The following is a 17,983-nucleotide window of genomic DNA, read 5'->3' as shown; positions in this document are numbered from 1 at the left end:
ATGAATTCGAGACCCTCGACACGGGCCGCCGCGCCCGTGCGACGCCGCGCGGCCACGACGGCCACCGCGGTGCTCCTGGGCCTGACCGTGGCGCTGGGCGGCAGCCTCGCGTCACCCGCCGCCGCCGCGGAGCCCACCGCGATCACCGGCGTCGTCCTCGGCGTGGGCGCCGACGAGACCCAGCGCACCGTCAGCTGGTACACCTCGGCCGACACCGCGCAGCAGATCCAGGTCGCCCCGACCGCCTCGGTCGTGAACGGCGTCTTCCCGTCCGGCGCCGCGACCTTCGCCGCCACCGGCACGGCCAACATCGCCACCAGCGGCGGCTTCAACCGCCACGCGACGATCACCGGCCTGAAGGAGAAGACGGCCTACTCCTACCGCGTCGGCGGGGAGAGCGGCTGGTCGGCCACGTACGCCTTCACGACGCAGGACTTCGAGGGCGACTACGACTTCCTGTTCTTCGGCGACCCGCAGATCGGCTCGTCCGGCGACACCGCCAAGGACGGCGCGGGCTGGAAGGACACCCTCGACGTCGCCCTGGCGGCCAACCCGGACGCCGAACTGCTGGTGTCCGGCGGCGACCAGGTCGAGAGCGCCAACACCGAGTCCCAGTGGGACGCCTTCCTGGCCCCCGACAAGCTGCGCCAGTACCCGTGGGCCGCCACCATCGGCAACCACGACGTCGGCGGCAAGGCCTACGAGCAGCACTTCGCCACCCCGAACACCGACAACTCCGGCGCCTACTACTCCAACGGCAACCCGGCGTCCAACACCTCGGGCGGCGACTACTGGTACATCTACAAGGACGTGCTGTTCATCGACCTGAACAGCAACAGCTACGCCACCTCGCAGGGCGGCGGCGGCGACGCGGCGCACATCGCCTACGTCACCGACGTCATCGACAAGCACGGCTCCGAGGCGAAGTGGAAGGTGCTGACCTACCACCACTCGATCTACTCGCCGGCCGACCACGCCAAGGACTCCGACAACAAGGCCCGGCGGGTCGACTTCCCGACCACCTTCTCCAAGCTCGGCGTGGACCTGGTCCTCCAGGGCCACGACCACAGCTACTCGCGCAGCTACGAGATCAGGAACGGCCAGAAGGCCAACCCGGACGAGAAGCCGGGCGAGGCCCAGCTCTACCCGGGCCCCGGCGGCGTCGTCTACGTGACGGCCAACTCCGCCTCGGGCTCGAAGTACTACGACATCACCAAGCCCGACAGCAGCGGCACGAGCGGCGCCGGCAACGGCGCGGACCCGCTGAACCCGGACAGCTACTGGTACAACTCGGTCCAGAACCAGGAGCACGTCCGGACCTACGTCAAGGTCCAGGTCCGCAACGACCGGCTCGTCGTCCAGAACGTCCGCAGCGGCACCTGCGCCGCCCCCAACGCGGCCGTGGAGAAGGGCAACTGGTGCACCAACACCAGCCAGGCCCAGCCCGTCGGCTCGATCGTCGACGACTTCACCGTGCACAACTACCACGGTGACGGCCAGGACATCCAGGTCAACGTGCCGAACGCCGCCCCGGGCGAGTTCGGCTGGACGATCGACGGCAACAACGGCCTGGTCGACCTCGGCACCGCCGTCGAGAAGGGCGGCGACCACTTCGAGGCGAACGGCAGGATCAACACGATCTCCGTGTCGGACACCCGCCGCTCGCTCGCGCCCTGGTCGATCTCGGCCGCCGTCAGCGACTTCCACGACGGCGGCAAGTCGTTCTCCGGCTCCTACCTCGGCTGGTCCCCGCGGGTGACGCAGTCGGGCGCGGGCGCGCAGGCGGGCGGCACGGTCGCCTCCGGCTTCACCGACCACGGCAAGGGCCTGTCGGTCCCGCAGGGCCTCGGCTCCGCGGACCAGGGCCACGCCCGCGGTACGGCGAAGCTCGGCGCCGACCTCAGCCTCAAGATCCCGGACAGCGTCGAGAAGGGCAACTACCAGGCCACGCTCACGCTCACCGCGCTCAGCAGCTGAGCGGCCGCCCGTCCTGCTGACCGGCCGAACCGGCTGGACCGGCTGGACCGGCTGGACCGGCTGGATTTGGCCGAACCAGCCGAACCAGCCGAACCGGCCGACCGGCCGACCGGCCGACCCCACCGGGCGGGGCGGGTGCCCCCGGGCGCCCGCCCCGCCCTCCCCGCGCCAGGAGATCCCCGCATGCACGCCATCCCCCCGGGCCGCCCGGCCCGCGCCCGCGCCCGCGCCCGCGCCACCGTCACCGCCCGTCCCCGTACCCGCGCCGTCACCGTCGTCCTGGCGCTGCTCGCCGCCGTCGCGGCCACCCTCGCGGGCCCCGGCTCGGGCACCGCGCGGGCCGCGGGCGGCGACGTCAGCTGGACGGTCAGGACGGCGTCCAACTCCTACGGCTCCGACCGCTCCAGCTTCGGCTACAGCGTCAACCCCGGCGGCACGGTCGAGGACACCATGACCGTCGCCAACCACGGCACGCGGCCGCTCACGCTCTCCGTCTACGCCGCCGACGGCTTCACCACCGCCACCGGGCAGCTGGACCTGCTCACCCGCGACAGGAAGTCCACCGGTGTCGGCGCCTGGACCCGCCCCGGGCACGACAGCCTCACCGTCGCGCCGGGGAAGACGGCCGACGTGCCCTTCACCCTCGCCGTCCCCGCGGGCGCCGCGCCCGGCGACTACGTGGGCGGCATCCTCACCTCGCTCAAGCAGCCCGACGCCGGACAGGGCATCACCGTCGACCGCCGCCTGGGCATCAAGATCGCGCTGCGGGTCGGCGGCGCGCTGCGACCGGCCCTGAAGGTCGAGGATCTGCACGTCGGCTACAGCGGCACCGCGAGCCCCTTCGGCACCGGCGACGCGAGCGTCACGTACACGATCCGCAACACCGGCAACGCCACCTTGTCGGCGCGCCAGGCGGTCTCCGTCTCCGGCCCCTTCGGGTGGTTCACGGCCGGGGCGAAGAGCGTCGCCGCGCCGCCCGCGCTGCTGCCCGGCGAGACCTGGAAGGTCGAGGTGCCCGTCCACGGAGTGACCCCCGGCGTCCGGCTGGCCGCGACCGTGACCCTGACCCCGCTGCTGACCGACGCCTCCGGCTCCACCTCCGCCCTGAAGCCCGTCCGGGCGACCGCCCACGGCTGGGCCGTCCCCTGGACCCTGGCCCTGACGGCGCTGCTCCTGGCCGCCGCCGCGGCCGCCGCGGTGCTCCTGTTCCGCCGCGCCCGCGCCCGCGCCGCCCGGCGCGAGGACGCCCGGGTACGGGAGGCCGTCGAGCGGACGCTGCGGGAGCACGAGTCGTCCCTGTGACCGGTGGGGTTCGGGGGACGGCCCACCGGGGACAAGAGGTTCGTCACCCGGGCGTCACCCGGGGGAGGGAGGGTCGGGGGATGGACCGACGCGACGTACTGAAGCTTTCTGCGGCGGCAGGAGTGGCCGGTGTGATTACGCTGGCGCCTGTGGACTTCGCCGCTGCCGACACCCCCGGGGACGGGGATCTGACGAGGACCGTCACCGGGCATCTGCCCACCGGGGTGGCCGACTTCGTGTATCTGCCCGTCGAGGTGCCGCGCGGGGTGCGGCAGATCGCGGTCGGCTACACCTACGACCGGCCCGCCGTGCCCGCCGGGACGCTCGGGAACGCGTGCGACATCGGCATCTTCGACACCCACGGCACCGCGCTCGGCGGGCGGGGCTTCCGCGGCTGGTCGGGCGGGGCACGCACGGAGTTCGCGATCAGCGCGGAGGAGGCGACGCCCGGGTATCTGGCCGGGCCCGTCACCGCGGGCACCTGGTACGTGGTCCTCGGGCCGTACACGGTGGCACCGCAGGGGCTGAACTACGAGGTCACGGTGACGCTCACGCGCGGCGAGCAGGGGCGCACCCCGAAGCCGGACTACCCGCCGGAGCAGATCGGCGGGCGCGGGCGCGGCTGGTACCGCGGCGACTGCCACCTGCACACCGTGCACTCCGACGGCAAGCGCACCCTGGAGGACCTCGCGGCGCTCGCCCGCGCCGCGAAGCTGGACTTCATCAACTCCAGCGACCACAACACCAGCTCGGCGCACCCGCACCTCGGCCCGCTCGCCGGTGACGACCTGCTCATCCTCACCGGCGAGGAGGTCACCACCCGCAACGGCCACTACCTGGCCATCGGCCTGGACGGCGGCACGTTCGTCGACTGGCGCTACCGTGCGCGCGACGACGCCTTCGACGGCTTCGCCCGGCAGATCCGCCGCGCGGGCGGCATCGTGGTGCCCGCGCACCCGTACGGCACGAGCCTGGCCAGCCAGTGGAAGTTCGGCTACGACAACGTCGACGCCATCGAGGTCTGGAACGGCCCCTGGACCAGCGACGACGAGGCCTCCCTGCTGACCTGGGACAACCTGCTGACCGGCGCCGCCCGCCGCGGTGACGGCCAGTGGATCCCGGCGATGGGCAACTCCGACGCGCACCGCGACCCCGACGTCGTCGGCCTGCCGCAGACCGTCGTGCACGCCGAGAGCCTCAGCCGCAGGGCGCTCCAGGACGGCATCCGGGCGGGCCGCTCGTGGATCGCCGAGAACGCCGACGTACAGCTCGACCTCACCGCGTCCGGGCCGCGCGGCCAGCACGCGGGCATCGGCGAACGGCTCGCGGTCGGACCGCAGGACGCGGTGACGGTCGCCCTGACCGTCTCGGGCGTGCCCGCGGACGCGCTGCTGCGGCTGGTCTCCGACGAGGGCCAGGTCTTCGCGGCGCCGCTGCCCGCGTCCGGCACGGTGACGTGGCAGACCTCCGCGTCGCTGGCCGCCTACGTCCGCGCGGAGGTCCGCCACCCGGCGCCGGCCGGCACCCCCGCGGGCCTGCCCGGTCCGGCCGCGGCGATCACCAACCCGATCTGGCTCGGCCGGAAGTGACGTCCCGCCGGGCGCCGTTCCCCCCGCCCGCACGCGGGGGAAGGGCGCCCGGTCAGGACGCCGTGCAGGCCGACGCCCGCGGCCAGGAGATCCGCAGCTTCGACGGGGTGCCGGCCAGCCGCGTCGGGTCGCCGCCGGGCGGGCCGACGGGCAGCGTCTCGACGTGGGCGCCGCCCATCGCCGCGTAGAAGGCCTGCGCGGAGGTGTTCTGCTCCAGCACCCACAGGTAGAGGGCCGGGGAGGTCGCGTGCCCGGACGCCTCGGCGGCGGCGCGGGCCAGCAGCGCCCGGCCCACGCCCGTACGCTGCCGGGCGGCCGTGACGTGCAGGTTGTCGACGAGGCTGCCCCACGCCGGGTCGTCGTCCAGGACGACATGGACGAAGCCGAGGAAGCCGCCGCCGCCGGTGTCCTCGGCGACGACCGTGCGGGTGCCCGCGGGCGCAGCGAGACGGCCGGACCACACGGCGAGCCGGTCGGCCACCACGTCGCCGTCCAGGTAGGAGTCGGAGTACGCCCCCCGGTAGTGGCGCCGCCAGCTGTCGGCGTGCAGCCGGGCCACCGCCTCCGCGTCGCCGGGTCCTGCGTAACGGAACTGCGGTGCCATGCCGCCCCCTTGTACGTGCCGTGTGCGTGAGCCGCCCGCAGTCAACCGCAGCGCCGGACGGGGCGGCCAGCCGTTTACCGCGCGGCGCGACCGGAATGCGCCGTTCCGCCAGCCCTGCCCGTTCCGCCCGCCCCGCCCGAAAACCCCTCGCGCGGCCGGGCCCCGGCTCGTACCGTCGGCCGGATGGGCACCCCCCGCGCACCCCGTGACCCCGGCGAGCCCCCTGAATCCGGCGAGCCCCCTGAACCTGGCGATCCCTGCTACACGCATCCGCGGCTCGCCGCCCTCTACGACCCGTTCGAGACCGGCCGCCGCGATCTGACCGCCTACCTGGACATGGCCGAGGAGTTCGGCGCCCGCCGGGTGCTGGACATCGGCTGCGGGACGGGCGTGTTCGCGCTGCTGCTCGCCGGGCGCGGAGCCGACGTCACGGGCGTGGACCCGGCCGGGGCGTCGCTGGACGTGGCGCGGGCCAAGCCGGGTGCGCGGCAGGTGCGGTGGATCCACGGCGACGCCGCCGACGTACCGCCCGCGCCCGCCTTCGACCTCGCGACCATGACCGGCAACGTCGCCCAGGGCATCGTCGCGCCGGACGCCTGGGCGCGGACGCTGCGCGGCGCGCACGCGGCGCTGCGCCCCGGCGGGCGGCTGGTCTTCGAGACGCGCGACCCGGCGCGGCGCGCGTGGGAGGAGTGGACGCCCGAGCTGACCCGGCGGACGGAGCACGTCCCGGGGGTGGGGGCGGTCGAGTCGTGGCAGGAGCCGGTGGCCGTCGAGGCGGATCTGGTGACCTTCCGGAGCACGTACGTCTTCGCCGCGGACGGCGCGGTGCTGACGTCGGACTCCACGCTGCGCTTCCGCGGCCGCGCCGAGGTGACCGCCGACCTGGCCGCGCACGGCTTCGCCACCGACGAGGTGCGGGGCGCGCCCGACCGGCCGGGCAGGGAGTTCGTCTTCGTGGCCCGGCGGCTCCGATGACCGGCCGGGCCTCGGCGGCCCGCCGCGGCTCGCGCGGCGGGCGCCCCCGGAGCACCCTCCCCGAAGTGGTGCCCCGGGGGCGGATCAGGAGGTGACGCGGACCGGGAGGAGGATCCGCCAGACGGCTTCCTCCAGGCCGTGCACCGCGGCGATCCAGCCCACGTTCTCCTCGTCCGTGCCGAGCCGCACGGCCTGGGCCAGTTCGCCGAGCACCTCGGCGAGGTCGCCGTGGTCCATGGCCGCCTCCAGGCGCCCGCCCGCGGCCCCGTCGTCGTGGTAGCGGTGGTACGCGGCGGCGCCGCGCAGCACACCGACCGGCCGCCACTGCTGGGCCAGCCGCCACACCGGCTCACCCGCGACCCGCACCCCGTCGGCCTCGACGACCTGGGTGACGGAGCGGTCGACCGACAGCGCGTGCCAGCCGTCGGTGCCGGTCAGGACGAGGTCGGGGGCGCAGCGCTCGACCGCGCGGGGCACGGCGTGGGTCGCGCCCGGGGTGGGCAGCACCAGCGGGATCGCGGCCATCCCCGCGTAGAGGCAGCCGAAGAACGCGCCGGCCAGGTCCGGGCCCTCGGGATAGACCAGCAGCACCTTGCTGCCGGGGCTGAGCGTCGCGCCCAGCCGGGCGGCCACCGAGCGGGCGCGGCGGTCGAGTTCGGCGAAGCTGACGTCCGCGGTGCCGGAGCCGCCCGCCGCGAGGCTGCCGGGGCGGCCGCCGGGCGGGGCCGCGAAGGGCAGGACGGGGACGAGCGTGGGGTGCCGTTCCGCGCGCAGCCGCAGCATCGGGCCGGGGAGACCGCCCAGGACGCGGCGCGTACCGCCGCCCCCGCCGCCCTGGCGGGTGCGGCGCGGCCTGCTGTGCCTGCCGCCGCTCACCGCGGCGCTCTCCCGCGCCGCGAAGGCCGGGTGCCCGGCCCCGACGTCACCGGCCGCGCGCCCCGCGGACCGGTACGCCTCCTCCAGGGGTCCGTACGCCCGCCCGGCGGGCTCGTACGCGCGCCCCGCGGGCTCGTACACCTGCCCCGCGGACCCGTCGTCGTGTCCCGCGGGCTCGTTCGCGCCGACCCTGCGGTCCGGGAAGCGGACGACGCCGGGCATTGCGGTGTCCGACTCCGCCCCGTACGAACCTCTCGCACGCTCCGCACACTTCGCACACATTGCGGCTCAACTACCCGTCTCGGTGCAGAAAGCCCCACGGTACGAACCATCCCCACACACCACAGCCTCCGCATTCGCACAGACGGAATCTCATATTCGGCACAACTTGTGCCGTCCGGCCGGTTAGGAACCCGCATGGGGTGACCCGGGAGCTTCCGACACGGCAAACTGGCACGGACGGTGCCGAACCACCGGCTCCGCTAGGAGAGCGGCGCGGACAACTGTTCCGTCCGGCGATGAATGATTGATATACGCGTGGGAGAGCCACCCGGCCCGGGGCATCCGCCCGGCCGAACGGCTCGCGGCGGCTTTGGGGGCCATGGATGGGAAGCGCGTCGGAACCGGGCGACGGCCTGCGGTTCGCGGTCCTCGGGCCGGTACGCGCCTGGCGCGGCGGCGAGCAGATCAACACCGGTGCGCCGCAGCAGCGCGCGCTGCTCGCGGTGCTGCTGCTGCGCGGCGGGCGCACCGCCACCGCGGCCGAGCTGCTCGACGCCCTGTGGGGCGACGCACCCCCCAACACCGCGCTGGCCGCGCTGCGTTCGTACGCCTTCCGGCTGCGCAAGGCGCTCGGTTCGCAGACGCTCGTCACCGACTCGGGCGGCTACGCCATCCGCATCCCCGTCGACGCGCTCGACGCCACCGTGGTCGAGCAGCTGGCGGGCGAGGCGGAGAAGATACGCCAGTCCGACCCGGCCGGGGCCCGCGAACTCCTCGTCAGCGCCCTGGACATGTGGAGCGGCGAACCGCTCGCCGGGCTGCCGGGGCCGTACGCCGAGACGCAGCGGGTGCGGCTCGCCGAGTGGCACCTCGGCCTCGTCGAGGTGCGCCTCGAACTGGACCTGGAACTGGGCGCCCACGCCGAGGCCGTCTCCGAACTCACTGCCGTCACCGTCGAACACCCGCTGCGCGAGCGGCTGCGCGCCCTGCTCATGCTCGCCCTCTACCGCAGCGGGCGGCAGGCCGAAGCCCTCGGCGTCTACGCGGACACCCGCCGGCTGCTCGCCGACGAGCTGGGCATCGACCCCTCGCCCGAGCTGACCGACCTCCACCAGCGCATCCTGGAGGCCGACGCCGGTCTCGCCCCGCCGCAGGGCACGTCCGTCCCCGGCGCCCCGGAGATCCTGCGGCCCGCGCAACTGCCCGCCACTGTGCCCGACTTCACCGGCCGCTCCGCCTTCGTCCGGGAACTGGGCGAGCAGTTGGCGAGCGCCTCCACGGACGGCGGCGTCATGGCGGTCTCGGCGGTCGCGGGCATCGGCGGTGTCGGCAAGACCACGCTGGCCGTCCAGGTCGCGCACGACGCCCGGGACAACTTCCCCGACGGCCAGCTCTACGTCGACCTCCAGGGCACCAGCGCGGCGCCCTCCGAACCCGAGGCGGTGCTCGGCTCCTTCCTGCGCTCGCTCGGCCTGCCCGACGCGTCGATCCCCGACTCGCTCGCCGACCGCGCCGCCCTCTACCGCTCCACGCTCTCCGGCCGCCGCGTCCTGGCCCTGCTCGACAACGCCTACGACGCCGCCCAGATCCGGCAGTTGCTGCCCGGCACCCCCGGCTGCGCCGCCCTCGTCACCAGCCGGGTGCGGATGGTGGACCTGGAGGGCGCCCACCTGGTCGACCTCGACGTGATGTCGCCCGAGGAATCGCTGCTGCTGTTCACCCGTATCGTCGGCGAGGAGCGGGCCGGCAGCGAGCGGCAGGCCAGCCTCGACGTCGTCGCCGCGTGCGGCTTCCTGCCGCTGGCGATCCGTATCGCCGCCGCACGCCTGGCCGCCCGCCGCACCTGGACGGTGTCGGTGCTCGCCGCCAAACTCGCCGACCACCGGCGGCGGCTGGACGAACTGCGGGCCGGCGACCTCGCCGTCAAGGCCACCTTCGACCTCGGCTACGACCACCTGTCCGCCGCCCAGGCCCGCGCCTTCCGGCTGCTGTCGCTGCCCGAGGGCCCCGACATCTCGCTCGACGCCGCGGCCGCCGTCCTCGACCTCGACCGCTACCGGGCCGAGGAACTCCTCGAAGCCCTCGTCGACATCAGCCTCATCGAATCCGCCGCGCCCGCCCGCTACCGCTTCCACGACCTGCTGCGGCTCTACGCCCGCGAGCGCGCCGAGTCCGACGAGAGCTCCGAGGAACGCTGCGCTGCGCTCTCCCGGCTGCTCGACTTCTACCTCGGCTCGACGGCCTCGGCGTACGCGCTGGAGAACCCCGGCGACCGGGTCCTGGACCACCTGGCGCCGACCCGCCACCCCGGACTCGCCTTCACCGCCCGCGAGGAGTCGCTGAACTGGCTCTTCAGCGAGGCCCAGGGGGTGATGGCCGCCGTCCAGCAGGCCGCGGAAGGCGGCTGCGGCGGCTTCCTGCGGCGCGCCGCCGACCTGCTGCTGGCCGCGCAGGAACTGGTGGAGTCCGGCTTCTACGTGCGGCAGTACGAGCAGGCCGCCCGCGCGCTCATCAAGGCCGCCCAGGACTGCGGCGAGGCGCTGGCGGAAGGGCGGGCCCGGTTCTGGCTGAGCAGCCTGCTGCGCTTCGGAGGACGCTTCGAGGAGGCGGAGGAGGAGTCCAAGCGGTCCCTCATCCTCGGGCTGTCCGCCGAGGACCCGGTGGCGTGCGGCTACGCCGCCAACCTGCGCGGCATCCTCGCGCTGCGCGGGCTGCGCTTCGCCGAGAGCACGGACTACCTCAAGAACGCGCTGGAGGCCTTCCGGGCCGACGACAACCGGCACGGCGAAGCCGCGGCGCTCAGCAACCTCGCCCGCGCGCAGGGCGAACTGGGCGAGACGGAGGCGGCGCTGGCCGCCGCCGAACGCGTGGTGGCGATCTACCGGGACATGGGCGCCGGCTTCCGGCTCGGCAACGGGCTCTACTCGATGGGCGTCACCCTCACCTCGACCGGCGCGTACGACCAGGCACTCGGCTGCCTCACCGAGGCGCTGGAGATCTTCCGGACGGTGCGGCAGCGGCTGTGGGAGGGGCTGACCCTGTACCGGCTGGGCCGGCTCCACCTGGCCGCCGGGAGCTACCGGCAGTCGGCCTCGCACGTCGAACAGGCGCTGGCCGTCATGCGCGACATCGGCGGCGAGTGGCGCACGGCCAACGCGCTGACCGTCCTCGGCGAGGCCCTCACGGGCATGGGCCAGCCGGTCCGCGCGCACGCCTGCTGGCACGACGCCCTCGCCACGTACACCGCCCTCGGCTCGCCGGAGGCGGAGCAGGTACGACGGCTGCTGGACGGGCTCGCGGCGGGGGCGGCGGACGAGCCGGGAACGGCCGCGGGGTCGGCCGCGGCGGTCTGAGGACGGACCCGGGCCCCCGCGTTCAGCGGACGGTCAGCCGCGCGTCCGAACGGTGCCCGGTGCGCCGGGTACCGTCCGCGGCCGACGGCGCCTGACATGCGCCTCCGGCCGCCCGGCGGGCTCCCGATTCACCCAACTGGCGGCGTTTATCAGTTGATTATCGGCGGCTGCCAGGATTCCATCACTGCACGAGCTGCCCGTCCGGCGGTGTACGGGGGTCGCTGCCGGGCGGGCGTCACGTCAGTAGTCCCCAAGCAGGACACACACAGGAGAGCACCATGAGCGCTGAGCAGCCGAAGACCCCGGTGACCGACGACGTCACCGCGCCCGACAACGTCTACAGCGAGGCCACGCCGGAGAAGTCCGCGGCCCCGGCCGCGCCGACCACCGGCGACTCCGGCACGGTCAAGCCGAACAACTCCCACGCCGAGGGCACCAAGGCCTGAGACCTGCCGTCCGGGCACGGCGGTGCCCGGAGGGGGACGGGAGATCGGGGGATCTCCCAGGGGGGAAACCCGAGGGCTGGGGAGCCCGAGGGACATCAGGGGGAAGCACCACCACGGGGAAGACCACGGGGGGAACGCCCGGGAGGGGGAAGCGTCCACGGTTCAGGGGACCACGGACGCTCGCCCCGGGCGAGGGGGCAGGCCGGCCACAGCGCGGAGGGGACGCTGCGGCCGGTCTGCCCCGTTTTTGCGCGCCGGGTGCGCCGCCGGATACGGGCGGGTGCTTTCGGGGGCGGGGCTGTCGGGGGTGCGGGGCGCCCGGGGTGCGTGCGTGACTGTGGGGCGGTTGGGGCTCGCGTGGCGCCTGGGCTGCGGGCGGCGTAACCTCGGGCGCGAGGGGGCTGAGTACGCACAAGAGGCGGTGCCTCGGATGCTCCGCAACATCTCCGGCTCGCTTCTCGCGCTCATCGGAGCGGTGCTCGCCGTCTGGAGCCCCTTCCGTATCTGGTACGGCGGGCGCCTCGGGTCCCGGATCCGGGTCGACGGTCTCTTCACCGGGGCCGGTGTCACCCCGGACGACGCGGCCCTGCTCGGCTCCCTCTTCCTCCCCATGGCCTTCGCGGCCCTGCTCGCCCTGCTGGGGCTGCTCGCGTACTCCCGGCTCGCGGTGGGGGCGGCGGGGGTGCTGGTGCTGGGCGTGACGGTGCTGTGGATGGTCCGGCAGGGCATGTCCGCCGGGTCGCTCACCGCCGGGGGCGACGGCATGGACGTCGGCGTGGCCGCCGCGTTCGGCGCGGGGACGCTGCTGCTGCTCGCGACCGCGGCTCTGCCGCCCCGGGCCGGGGGCCGTGCTCGTCCTGAGGCGGGCGATGGATTCGCCGCCGCCGAGCCGTCGCCTCCGCCCGCGCCGCCTCCCCCGCCGCCGTACGCGCCGGGGGTGCCGGAGGCGGAGTCCGGGACGCAGGCCGTGCCCTGGGCGCCGGGGATGCCGCCCGGACCGCCGGTGGACGGCGACACCCTCACGCTGCCGCCGCCCGGCTGGCCCCTGGACCCGGATCCGGGGCCGGGCCCCGACCCCCGACCGCGCTAGCGCCGGGCCCCGGGGCGCGCAGGCCGCAGAACCCGCAGGCCCCAGGACAGGCGGGCCCCAGAACAGGCGGGGCTCAGGAGCGGCGGGCCGCCGCCCCCGTGCCCTTGGCCGCGTCCAGCGCGTAGACGCAGCGGTCGCGCGAGCTGGCGTAGACCACACCGTCCGCGCTCACCGGGGAGCCGGTGATCTCGCCGCCGGTCTCCAGCCGCCAGCGCAGCTGGCCGCCCTGCGCGTCCACCGTGTACAGGCAGTGGTCGGTGGACCCGAAGTGCACCCGGCCGTCGGCCACCGCGGGCGAGCCGACGATGTCGCCCTGTGCGGCGAACCGCCACCGCGGGGTGCCCCCGGCGGCCTCCAGCGTGTAGAGCGCGCTGCCCGCGCCCAGGTGCACCGCGCCCGCGGCCACGACGACCGGCTCCACCGACTGCCGGGGCTCGGTGGCCACCCGCCAGCGCTGCCGCCCGTCGGCCGGGTCGAGTGCGTAGACCGTGCCGAGGTGGTCGACGACGTAGACGCCCCCGCCGGAGGCTCCCGGGCCCGGTACGTGCGCGGGCGGTGCGAGCATCACGGCCGGCGCGTCGAAGTGCCAGCGCTCCGCGCCGCTGCGGGCGTCCAGGGCCAGCACCCGGGTGCCCGCGGTCAGATAGACGGTCCCTTCCGCGACCACCGGCAGGGTCGGCACCGCGCCGCCGGGGCCCCAGGGGCCCACCGGGCACGACCACATCGCGGCGCCGGTCAGCGCGTCCACCGCGTGCAACTGCCCGCCGCCCCGGTAGAACACGGCGCGGCCGACGACCGTCGGGCCCGACTCGGGCGTCTCGGCCTCGGCCTGCGCCCCGCCGCGCTCCCACCGCAGGATGCCGCGGGCGGCGTCCCAGGCCTGGACCCCGCCGCCGCGCGTCCCGGTCACCAGCGTGCCCGCGTCGGCGCGCACGGTGTAGACCCAGCCCTCGACGGGCGTGCGCCACCGGTCGGAGCCGTCCTTCGCGTCCAGCGCGAACAGGCTCGGGCCGTCCGAGGCGTGGATCCGCCCGCCGTCCACGGCCATCGTCCAGGCGACGTCCCTGGTCTTGAACTCCCGCCGCCCGGTGGCCACGTCCAGCGCGTGCACCTCGAACGACGTGACGTACAGCAGCCCGTCGGACACCACGGGGGTGCCCCACACGTCGTTCGACATGCGGAAGCGCCACGGGCGCCACTCCGCGGGCGCGGCCGCCGCGGTCTGCCCCTGCGGCGCGGGCACGGCGGGGGGCGCCGGATCGCCCACGCGGTGCGCGCCGCCCCTGCGGCGCACCCACTCCGTACCGGGTGCGGCGCCGGTCGCCGCCTTGTGCTCGGCGGCTTCCGCGACCCGCAGGCCGGGCCCGATCGGCGCCGAACCGGCGAGCTGCACGGGCTCGGCCGGGCGGTCCCGGCTGTGCCGCCCGTGGTGCTCCTCGGCCTGTGCCTGCGCGGGCACCGGCGGCGGCTGCGGCGGGCGCGGCGGCAGCCCGGGATCGACCGGCACCTGCGGCCCGGAGACCGGGGCCGGGCGCGCGGGCTGGTGCGGCCGCCCGCCGTTGGCCGGGTGTCCGCCGAGGCGGCGCTGCTCTATCAGCGCGACCGCGCCCGCGGGCAGCCAGGCGGAGGCCGTGCCGGTGTTGTCGTCGTTGCCGGTCGAGAACAGGTGCGGGGCCAGCTGGGCCTGGAGGTCGGCCGGGGTGGGCCGGGCCTCGGCCTCCATCCGCATGCAGGACTCGATGAGCGGGCGCAGCTCGTCCGGCAGCCCGGTCAGGTCGGGGCCCTCGCGCAGCAGCATGAAGACGGTCTCGACCGGGTTGGCACCGTGGAAGGGGGCGTGCCCGGTGGCGGCGAAGACCAGGGTGGAGCCGAGCGAGAAGATGTCGCTCGCGCCGCGCACGCTGCGGGAGTCGCGGGCCTGCTCGGGCGACATGTAGGCGGGGGTGCCGACGGCGACGTTGGTCATCGTCAGCCGGGTGTTGGACACCCCGGAGGCGATGCCGAAGTCGATGACCCGCGGGCCGTCCTCGACCACCAGCACGTTGGACGGCTTCATGTCACGGTGCACCAGGCCGGCGGCGTGGATCGACTGCAGGGCCTCGGCGATCCCGGCGGCGAGCCAGCGCACCGCCTGCGCGGGCATCGGCCCGGCCTCGTTGACGATCTCCTCCAGCGACGGCGCGGGCACGTACGCGGTGGCGAGCCACGGCACGGCCGCACGCGGGTCGGCGTCGACCACGGCCGCGGTGTAGAAGCCGGAGACGGCTCTGGCGGCCTCGACCTCACGGGTGAAGCGGACCCGGAAGAGCTGGTCCTCGGCCAGTTCCGCGCGCACGGTCTTGATCGCCACCCGGCGGCCGGAGGCCGAGCGGGCGAGATAGACCAGCCCCATGCCGCCGGCGCCGAGCCGTCCGAGCACCTCGAAAGGGCCGATCCGTCTCGGGTCGTGCTGCGTCAGCTGCTCCATCACTGCCCTTGCCACCTCCCCGTACCCGCGTTGTTGCGGCCGTACTCCGCGTTCGTACGTCCTCGCCCTCCGCGGCCCGTTCCCCCGCGCCCACGCCAGGGTACGGACCTGATTCTTCCTGGGAAGGGCGTCCGTTGCGAACCCGGGGCCGCCACGACACGCCCGCGGAGCGAACTCGTTATCATCCGCCATCCGGGGCACCGCGCGCACCGCAACACACCGGGGACCGCCCGCCGTCCGTCAACTCCCCGCTATGGAACCGGCCTTGCGCTCCCGGTCGATGATCGTGAAGGGCGTCCCCCGGTCGTCCGTGACGAAGGCGACCCGGCCCTCGGGCGAGTCCTGCGGCTCCCTCGGCACCGTGCCCCCGAGCGCGCGTACGGCCTGCGCCGCCGCGTCGCAGTCGGCCACCGCGAAATAGACCCGGAAGCCCTCGGGCACCTCGTCCGGCGTGTCCGCGCCGAGGGCCAGCCGCCCGCCGAACTTCCGCTCCGGGTCGGACGCCGACGACCACACCGCGTAGTCGAAGTGCTGCCCGTCCCCGACCTGCTCGGCCCGGTAGCCGAACACCGCCGCGTAGAAGCGGTCGACCGCGGCGGGCTCACGCGTCCACGTCTCCGCCCAGCAGAAGGAGCCGGGCACCTCCGTGACGCCGAAGCCCTGGAGGCCGCCGGGCTGCCACACCCCGAAGAGGGCGCCCGCCGGATCCGCGGCGCCGGCCATCACCCCGGCCTCCCCCGCGCCGTCGGGCCCGAAGAGCAGCCGTCCGCCCGCCTCCGCGATGCGGGCGGCGGCCTCCTTCGCGTCCGGCGACGCGAGATACACCGTCCACGCGGAGGGCATGGCGGGATCGGGCCGGGGCATCAGCCCCGCGGCCGGCTTCCCGTCTTGCAGGGCGAGGGTGTAGTGGCCGAAATCCTCCCCCTGGTCGTCGAACTCCCAGCCGAACAGCTCCCCGTAGAAGCGCCTCCCGGCCGCGAGATCCGGCAGCGCCACGTCGGCCCAGCAGGGCGCCCCCTCGTCGAATGCGGACATCGTCCCGTCCCCTTTTCTTCCGTTCCTGCCGTCCCGTCGGCATCCTCGCCCGACACCAGTGATCTTGCCCACACGAACGCGTCACAATTCGAACATATGGTCAATTCTTCCCGGGCCACCCGCCCAGTCGCACCATATCGGGACAAAAAGGGACACCGAAAGCGCCTCCGGAAGCCGCGAACACGTTCCGCTTAGGCTCTGGAAACCCCCATTGACCTGCGTCTTCCGTATCACCAGACTCCCCCTCCCCATTTGCACGCCGCCAGATCGCGCGCGGACCGCCCGCCGGTAAACTGACGGCATGACAGGACAAGTTCGCACCGTCGACGGACGTGTCGCGGGTCGCCGAGGGCAGGCGACGCGGCAGAAGCTGCTCGACTGCCTGAGCGAGATGCTCAGCACGTCGCCGTACCGGGACGTCAAGGTGATCGACGTCGCACGGATGGCCGGAACGTCACCGGCCACCTTCTACCAGTACTTCCCCGACGTCGAGGGCGCCGTCCTGGAGCTCGCCGACGAGATGGCGAAGGAAGGCGCGGGCCTGACCGACCTGGTCGCGGGCCGCTCGTGGGTCGGCAAGTCGGGCGCGCAGGCGGCCGACGAACTGGTCGACGGCTTCCTGGCCTTCTGGCGGAAGAACGACGCGATCCTCCGGGTCATCGATCTCGGTGCGGCGGAAGGGGATAAACGTTTCTCCAAAATCCGCACCAAGGTCCTGAACTCGGTGACCGGCTCGCTCACCGACTCCATCAAGGAGCTCCAGGGCAAGGGCCGGGTCGACAAGGACGTCAGCGCTCCCGCCATCGCCGGCTCGCTGGTCACGATGCTCGCCGGGGTCGCCGCCCACCAGAAGGGCTTCACCGGCTCGGGCGTCAAGCAGGCCGACCTCAAGCCGAACCTGGCACTGCTGGTCCACCTCGGGGTGACCGGCAAGAAGCCGCCCAAGTAGACCCGGGCGCCTCCCGGCGGGCCCCTGGTCCCGCCGAGCCCCGGCAGGAAGCAGCACAGGCGGCAGGAGAGCCGGGCACCTCCCGGCGGCGCACGGCCCGCACCGCGGCCCGGCGCGGCGGAGGCCCGCGGTCCGGCGGGCCCGCCCGCACGCCGAAGGAGCCGGCCGCCATGCCGCACCGCACGCTGCCGGCCCTCGTGTCCACCGCGCTGCTGTGCGGGGTGGCCCTGCTGTGGCCGGTGCACCACGCCGCCGCCCCGCCGGGCCGGGCGTGGACGGCGCAGGCCGCCGTGCGCTTCTGGACGCCCGAGCGGATGGCCGACTCGATGCCGGCGGCAGGACACGACCGGCTGCCGCCCGCCGTGCGCGCCGCCGCGGGCCCCGCGGCGGCCGAACCCGTTGACGCCGCCGTCTACTTCGGCGGGCTGCCCACCGTGGGCGTCCTCTTCTCGGTCGGCGACGACCTGACGGCGCACCGCTGCACGGCGAGCGTCGTGCACAGCCCCGGCCACGACCTCATCCTCACCGCCGCGCACTGCCGGCCGGGCGCGGACATCGGCTTCGTCCCCGACTACCGCGCGGGCGCCGCCCGGCAGCCCTACGGGATCTGGGCGGTGGACGAGGTCTTCACCGATCCGCGCTGGAAGCCGGACGACGACGCGGCCTCCGACCTCGACGTCGCCTTCGCCCGCGTGCTGCCCGGACCGCGGGGGCAGCACATCGAGGACGTCACCGGGGCCGACCGGCTGGCCCGCACCCCCGGCTATCGCACCCGCGTCACCGTCGTCGGCTACCCGAGCCGCGCGGGCGACCCGCACGACCTGCCGGTGATCTGCACGACCAGCAGCGAGCGCCTCGACCGGCGGCGCCAACTGCGCATCCTGTGCGACGGCTTCGCGGGCGGCACCTCCGGCGGCCCCTGGCTGCTCGGCTGGGACCCCCGCACCCGCACCGGCAGCGTGGTCGGCCTGATCGGCGGGCTGGACGGCGGCGGCCCCAACGACCGCATCTCCTACAGCCCCTTCTTCGGCGACGCCGTCCTCTCCCTCTACCGCGCCGCCACCCGCTCCTGACACCCCGCGGCCTTCCCTTCCC

The 17,983-nt window shown here is 74.9% G+C and carries 13 protein-coding genes; 9 read left to right on the top strand and 4 right to left on the bottom strand.

The genetic code is table 11. The features are described from left to right. The 3 genes from ACWERV_RS16615 to ACWERV_RS16605 all read left to right on the top strand — a co-directional run bounded on the left by ACWERV_RS16615 (nt 1) and on the right by ACWERV_RS16605 (nt 4,868). Nucleotides 1–1,977 (top strand): fibronectin type III domain-containing protein, encoded by a 1,977-nt coding sequence (locus ACWERV_RS16615; protein WP_452933405.1) that lies wholly within the window; start codon nt 1–3, stop codon nt 1,975–1,977. A gap of 183 nt (nt 1,978–2,160) precedes the next feature. Continuing rightward, nucleotides 2,161–3,279, top strand: a complete 1,119-nt coding sequence (locus tag ACWERV_RS16610) for a WxL protein peptidoglycan domain-containing protein (protein ID WP_452933403.1) — start codon at nt 2,161–2,163, stop codon at nt 3,277–3,279. 80 nt (nt 3,280–3,359) lie between these two features. Further along, nucleotides 3,360–4,868, top strand: a complete 1,509-nt coding sequence (locus ACWERV_RS16605) for a CehA/McbA family metallohydrolase (RefSeq protein WP_452933402.1) — start codon at nt 3,360–3,362, stop codon at nt 4,866–4,868. Between the two features lie 52 nt (nt 4,869–4,920). On the opposite strand, the gene ACWERV_RS16600 is transcribed toward ACWERV_RS16605, so the two are convergent. Next, nucleotides 4,921–5,472, bottom strand: a complete 552-nt coding sequence (locus ACWERV_RS16600; protein WP_452933400.1) for an N-acetyltransferase family protein — start codon at nt 5,470–5,472, stop codon at nt 4,921–4,923. Between the two features lie 183 nt (nt 5,473–5,655). Here ACWERV_RS16600 and ACWERV_RS16595 point away from each other — a divergent pair, with 183 nt between their 5' ends. Further along, nucleotides 5,656–6,450: a class I SAM-dependent methyltransferase gene (locus ACWERV_RS16595; protein WP_452933398.1), complete on the top strand. Its 795-nt coding sequence runs from the start codon at nt 5,656–5,658 to the stop codon at nt 6,448–6,450. 84 nt (nt 6,451–6,534) lie between these two features. Here ACWERV_RS16595 and ACWERV_RS16590 read toward each other — a convergent pair whose 3' ends face one another. Continuing rightward, nucleotides 6,535–7,548, bottom strand: a complete 1,014-nt coding sequence (locus tag ACWERV_RS16590) for an AMP-binding protein (protein WP_452933396.1) — start codon at nt 7,546–7,548, stop codon at nt 6,535–6,537. A gap of 383 nt (nt 7,549–7,931) precedes the next feature. On the opposite strand from ACWERV_RS16590, the gene ACWERV_RS16585 reads away from it, so the two are divergent. The 3 genes from ACWERV_RS16585 to ACWERV_RS16575 all read left to right on the top strand — a co-directional run bounded on the left by ACWERV_RS16585 (nt 7,932) and on the right by ACWERV_RS16575 (nt 12,437). Continuing rightward, complete coding sequence (locus tag ACWERV_RS16585; protein WP_452933395.1) at nt 7,932–10,901, top strand: BTAD domain-containing putative transcriptional regulator; 2,970 nt, start codon at nt 7,932–7,934, stop codon at nt 10,899–10,901. A 278-nt stretch (nt 10,902–11,179) separates the two neighbouring features. After that, nucleotides 11,180–11,347, top strand: a complete 168-nt coding sequence (locus tag ACWERV_RS16580) for a hypothetical protein (protein ID WP_452933393.1) — start codon at nt 11,180–11,182, stop codon at nt 11,345–11,347. A gap of 430 nt (nt 11,348–11,777) precedes the next feature. Continuing rightward, nucleotides 11,778–12,437: a hypothetical protein gene (locus ACWERV_RS16575; protein ID WP_452933391.1), complete on the top strand. Its 660-nt coding sequence runs from the start codon at nt 11,778–11,780 to the stop codon at nt 12,435–12,437. Nucleotides 12,438–12,510: 73 nt separating this feature from the next. Here ACWERV_RS16575 and ACWERV_RS16570 read toward each other — a convergent pair whose 3' ends face one another. Together ACWERV_RS16570 and ACWERV_RS16565 are read right to left on the bottom strand one after the other, a co-directional pair. Further along, complete coding sequence (locus tag ACWERV_RS16570; RefSeq protein WP_452933389.1) at nt 12,511–14,904, bottom strand: outer membrane protein assembly factor BamB family protein; 2,394 nt, start codon at nt 14,902–14,904, stop codon at nt 12,511–12,513. Between the two features lie 240 nt (nt 14,905–15,144). Beyond that, on the bottom strand, nt 15,145–15,939 hold the full coding sequence (locus ACWERV_RS16565) for a VOC family protein (protein ID WP_452933387.1): 795 nt from the start codon (nt 15,937–15,939) through the stop codon (nt 15,145–15,147). Nucleotides 15,940–16,240: 301 nt separating this feature from the next. On the opposite strand from ACWERV_RS16565, the gene ACWERV_RS16560 reads away from it, so the two are divergent. Continuing rightward, nucleotides 16,241–16,888, top strand: coding sequence for a TetR/AcrR family transcriptional regulator (locus ACWERV_RS16560; protein ID WP_398176847.1), 648 nt, complete (start codon nt 16,241–16,243; stop codon nt 16,886–16,888). Between the two features lie 170 nt (nt 16,889–17,058). Then, the gene (locus ACWERV_RS16555) at nt 17,059–17,961 is read left to right on the top strand and encodes a trypsin-like serine peptidase (RefSeq protein WP_452933385.1); all 903 of its coding nucleotides are present in this window, start codon (nt 17,059–17,061) and stop codon (nt 17,959–17,961) included. The last annotated feature ends 22 nt before the right edge of the window (nt 17,962–17,983 follow it).

It is taken from the genome of Streptomyces sp. NPDC004031 (genome assembly GCF_053604375.1).
Note: the sequence above shows the minus strand (reverse complement) of the source record. Positions and strands in the feature narration are given on the sequence as shown.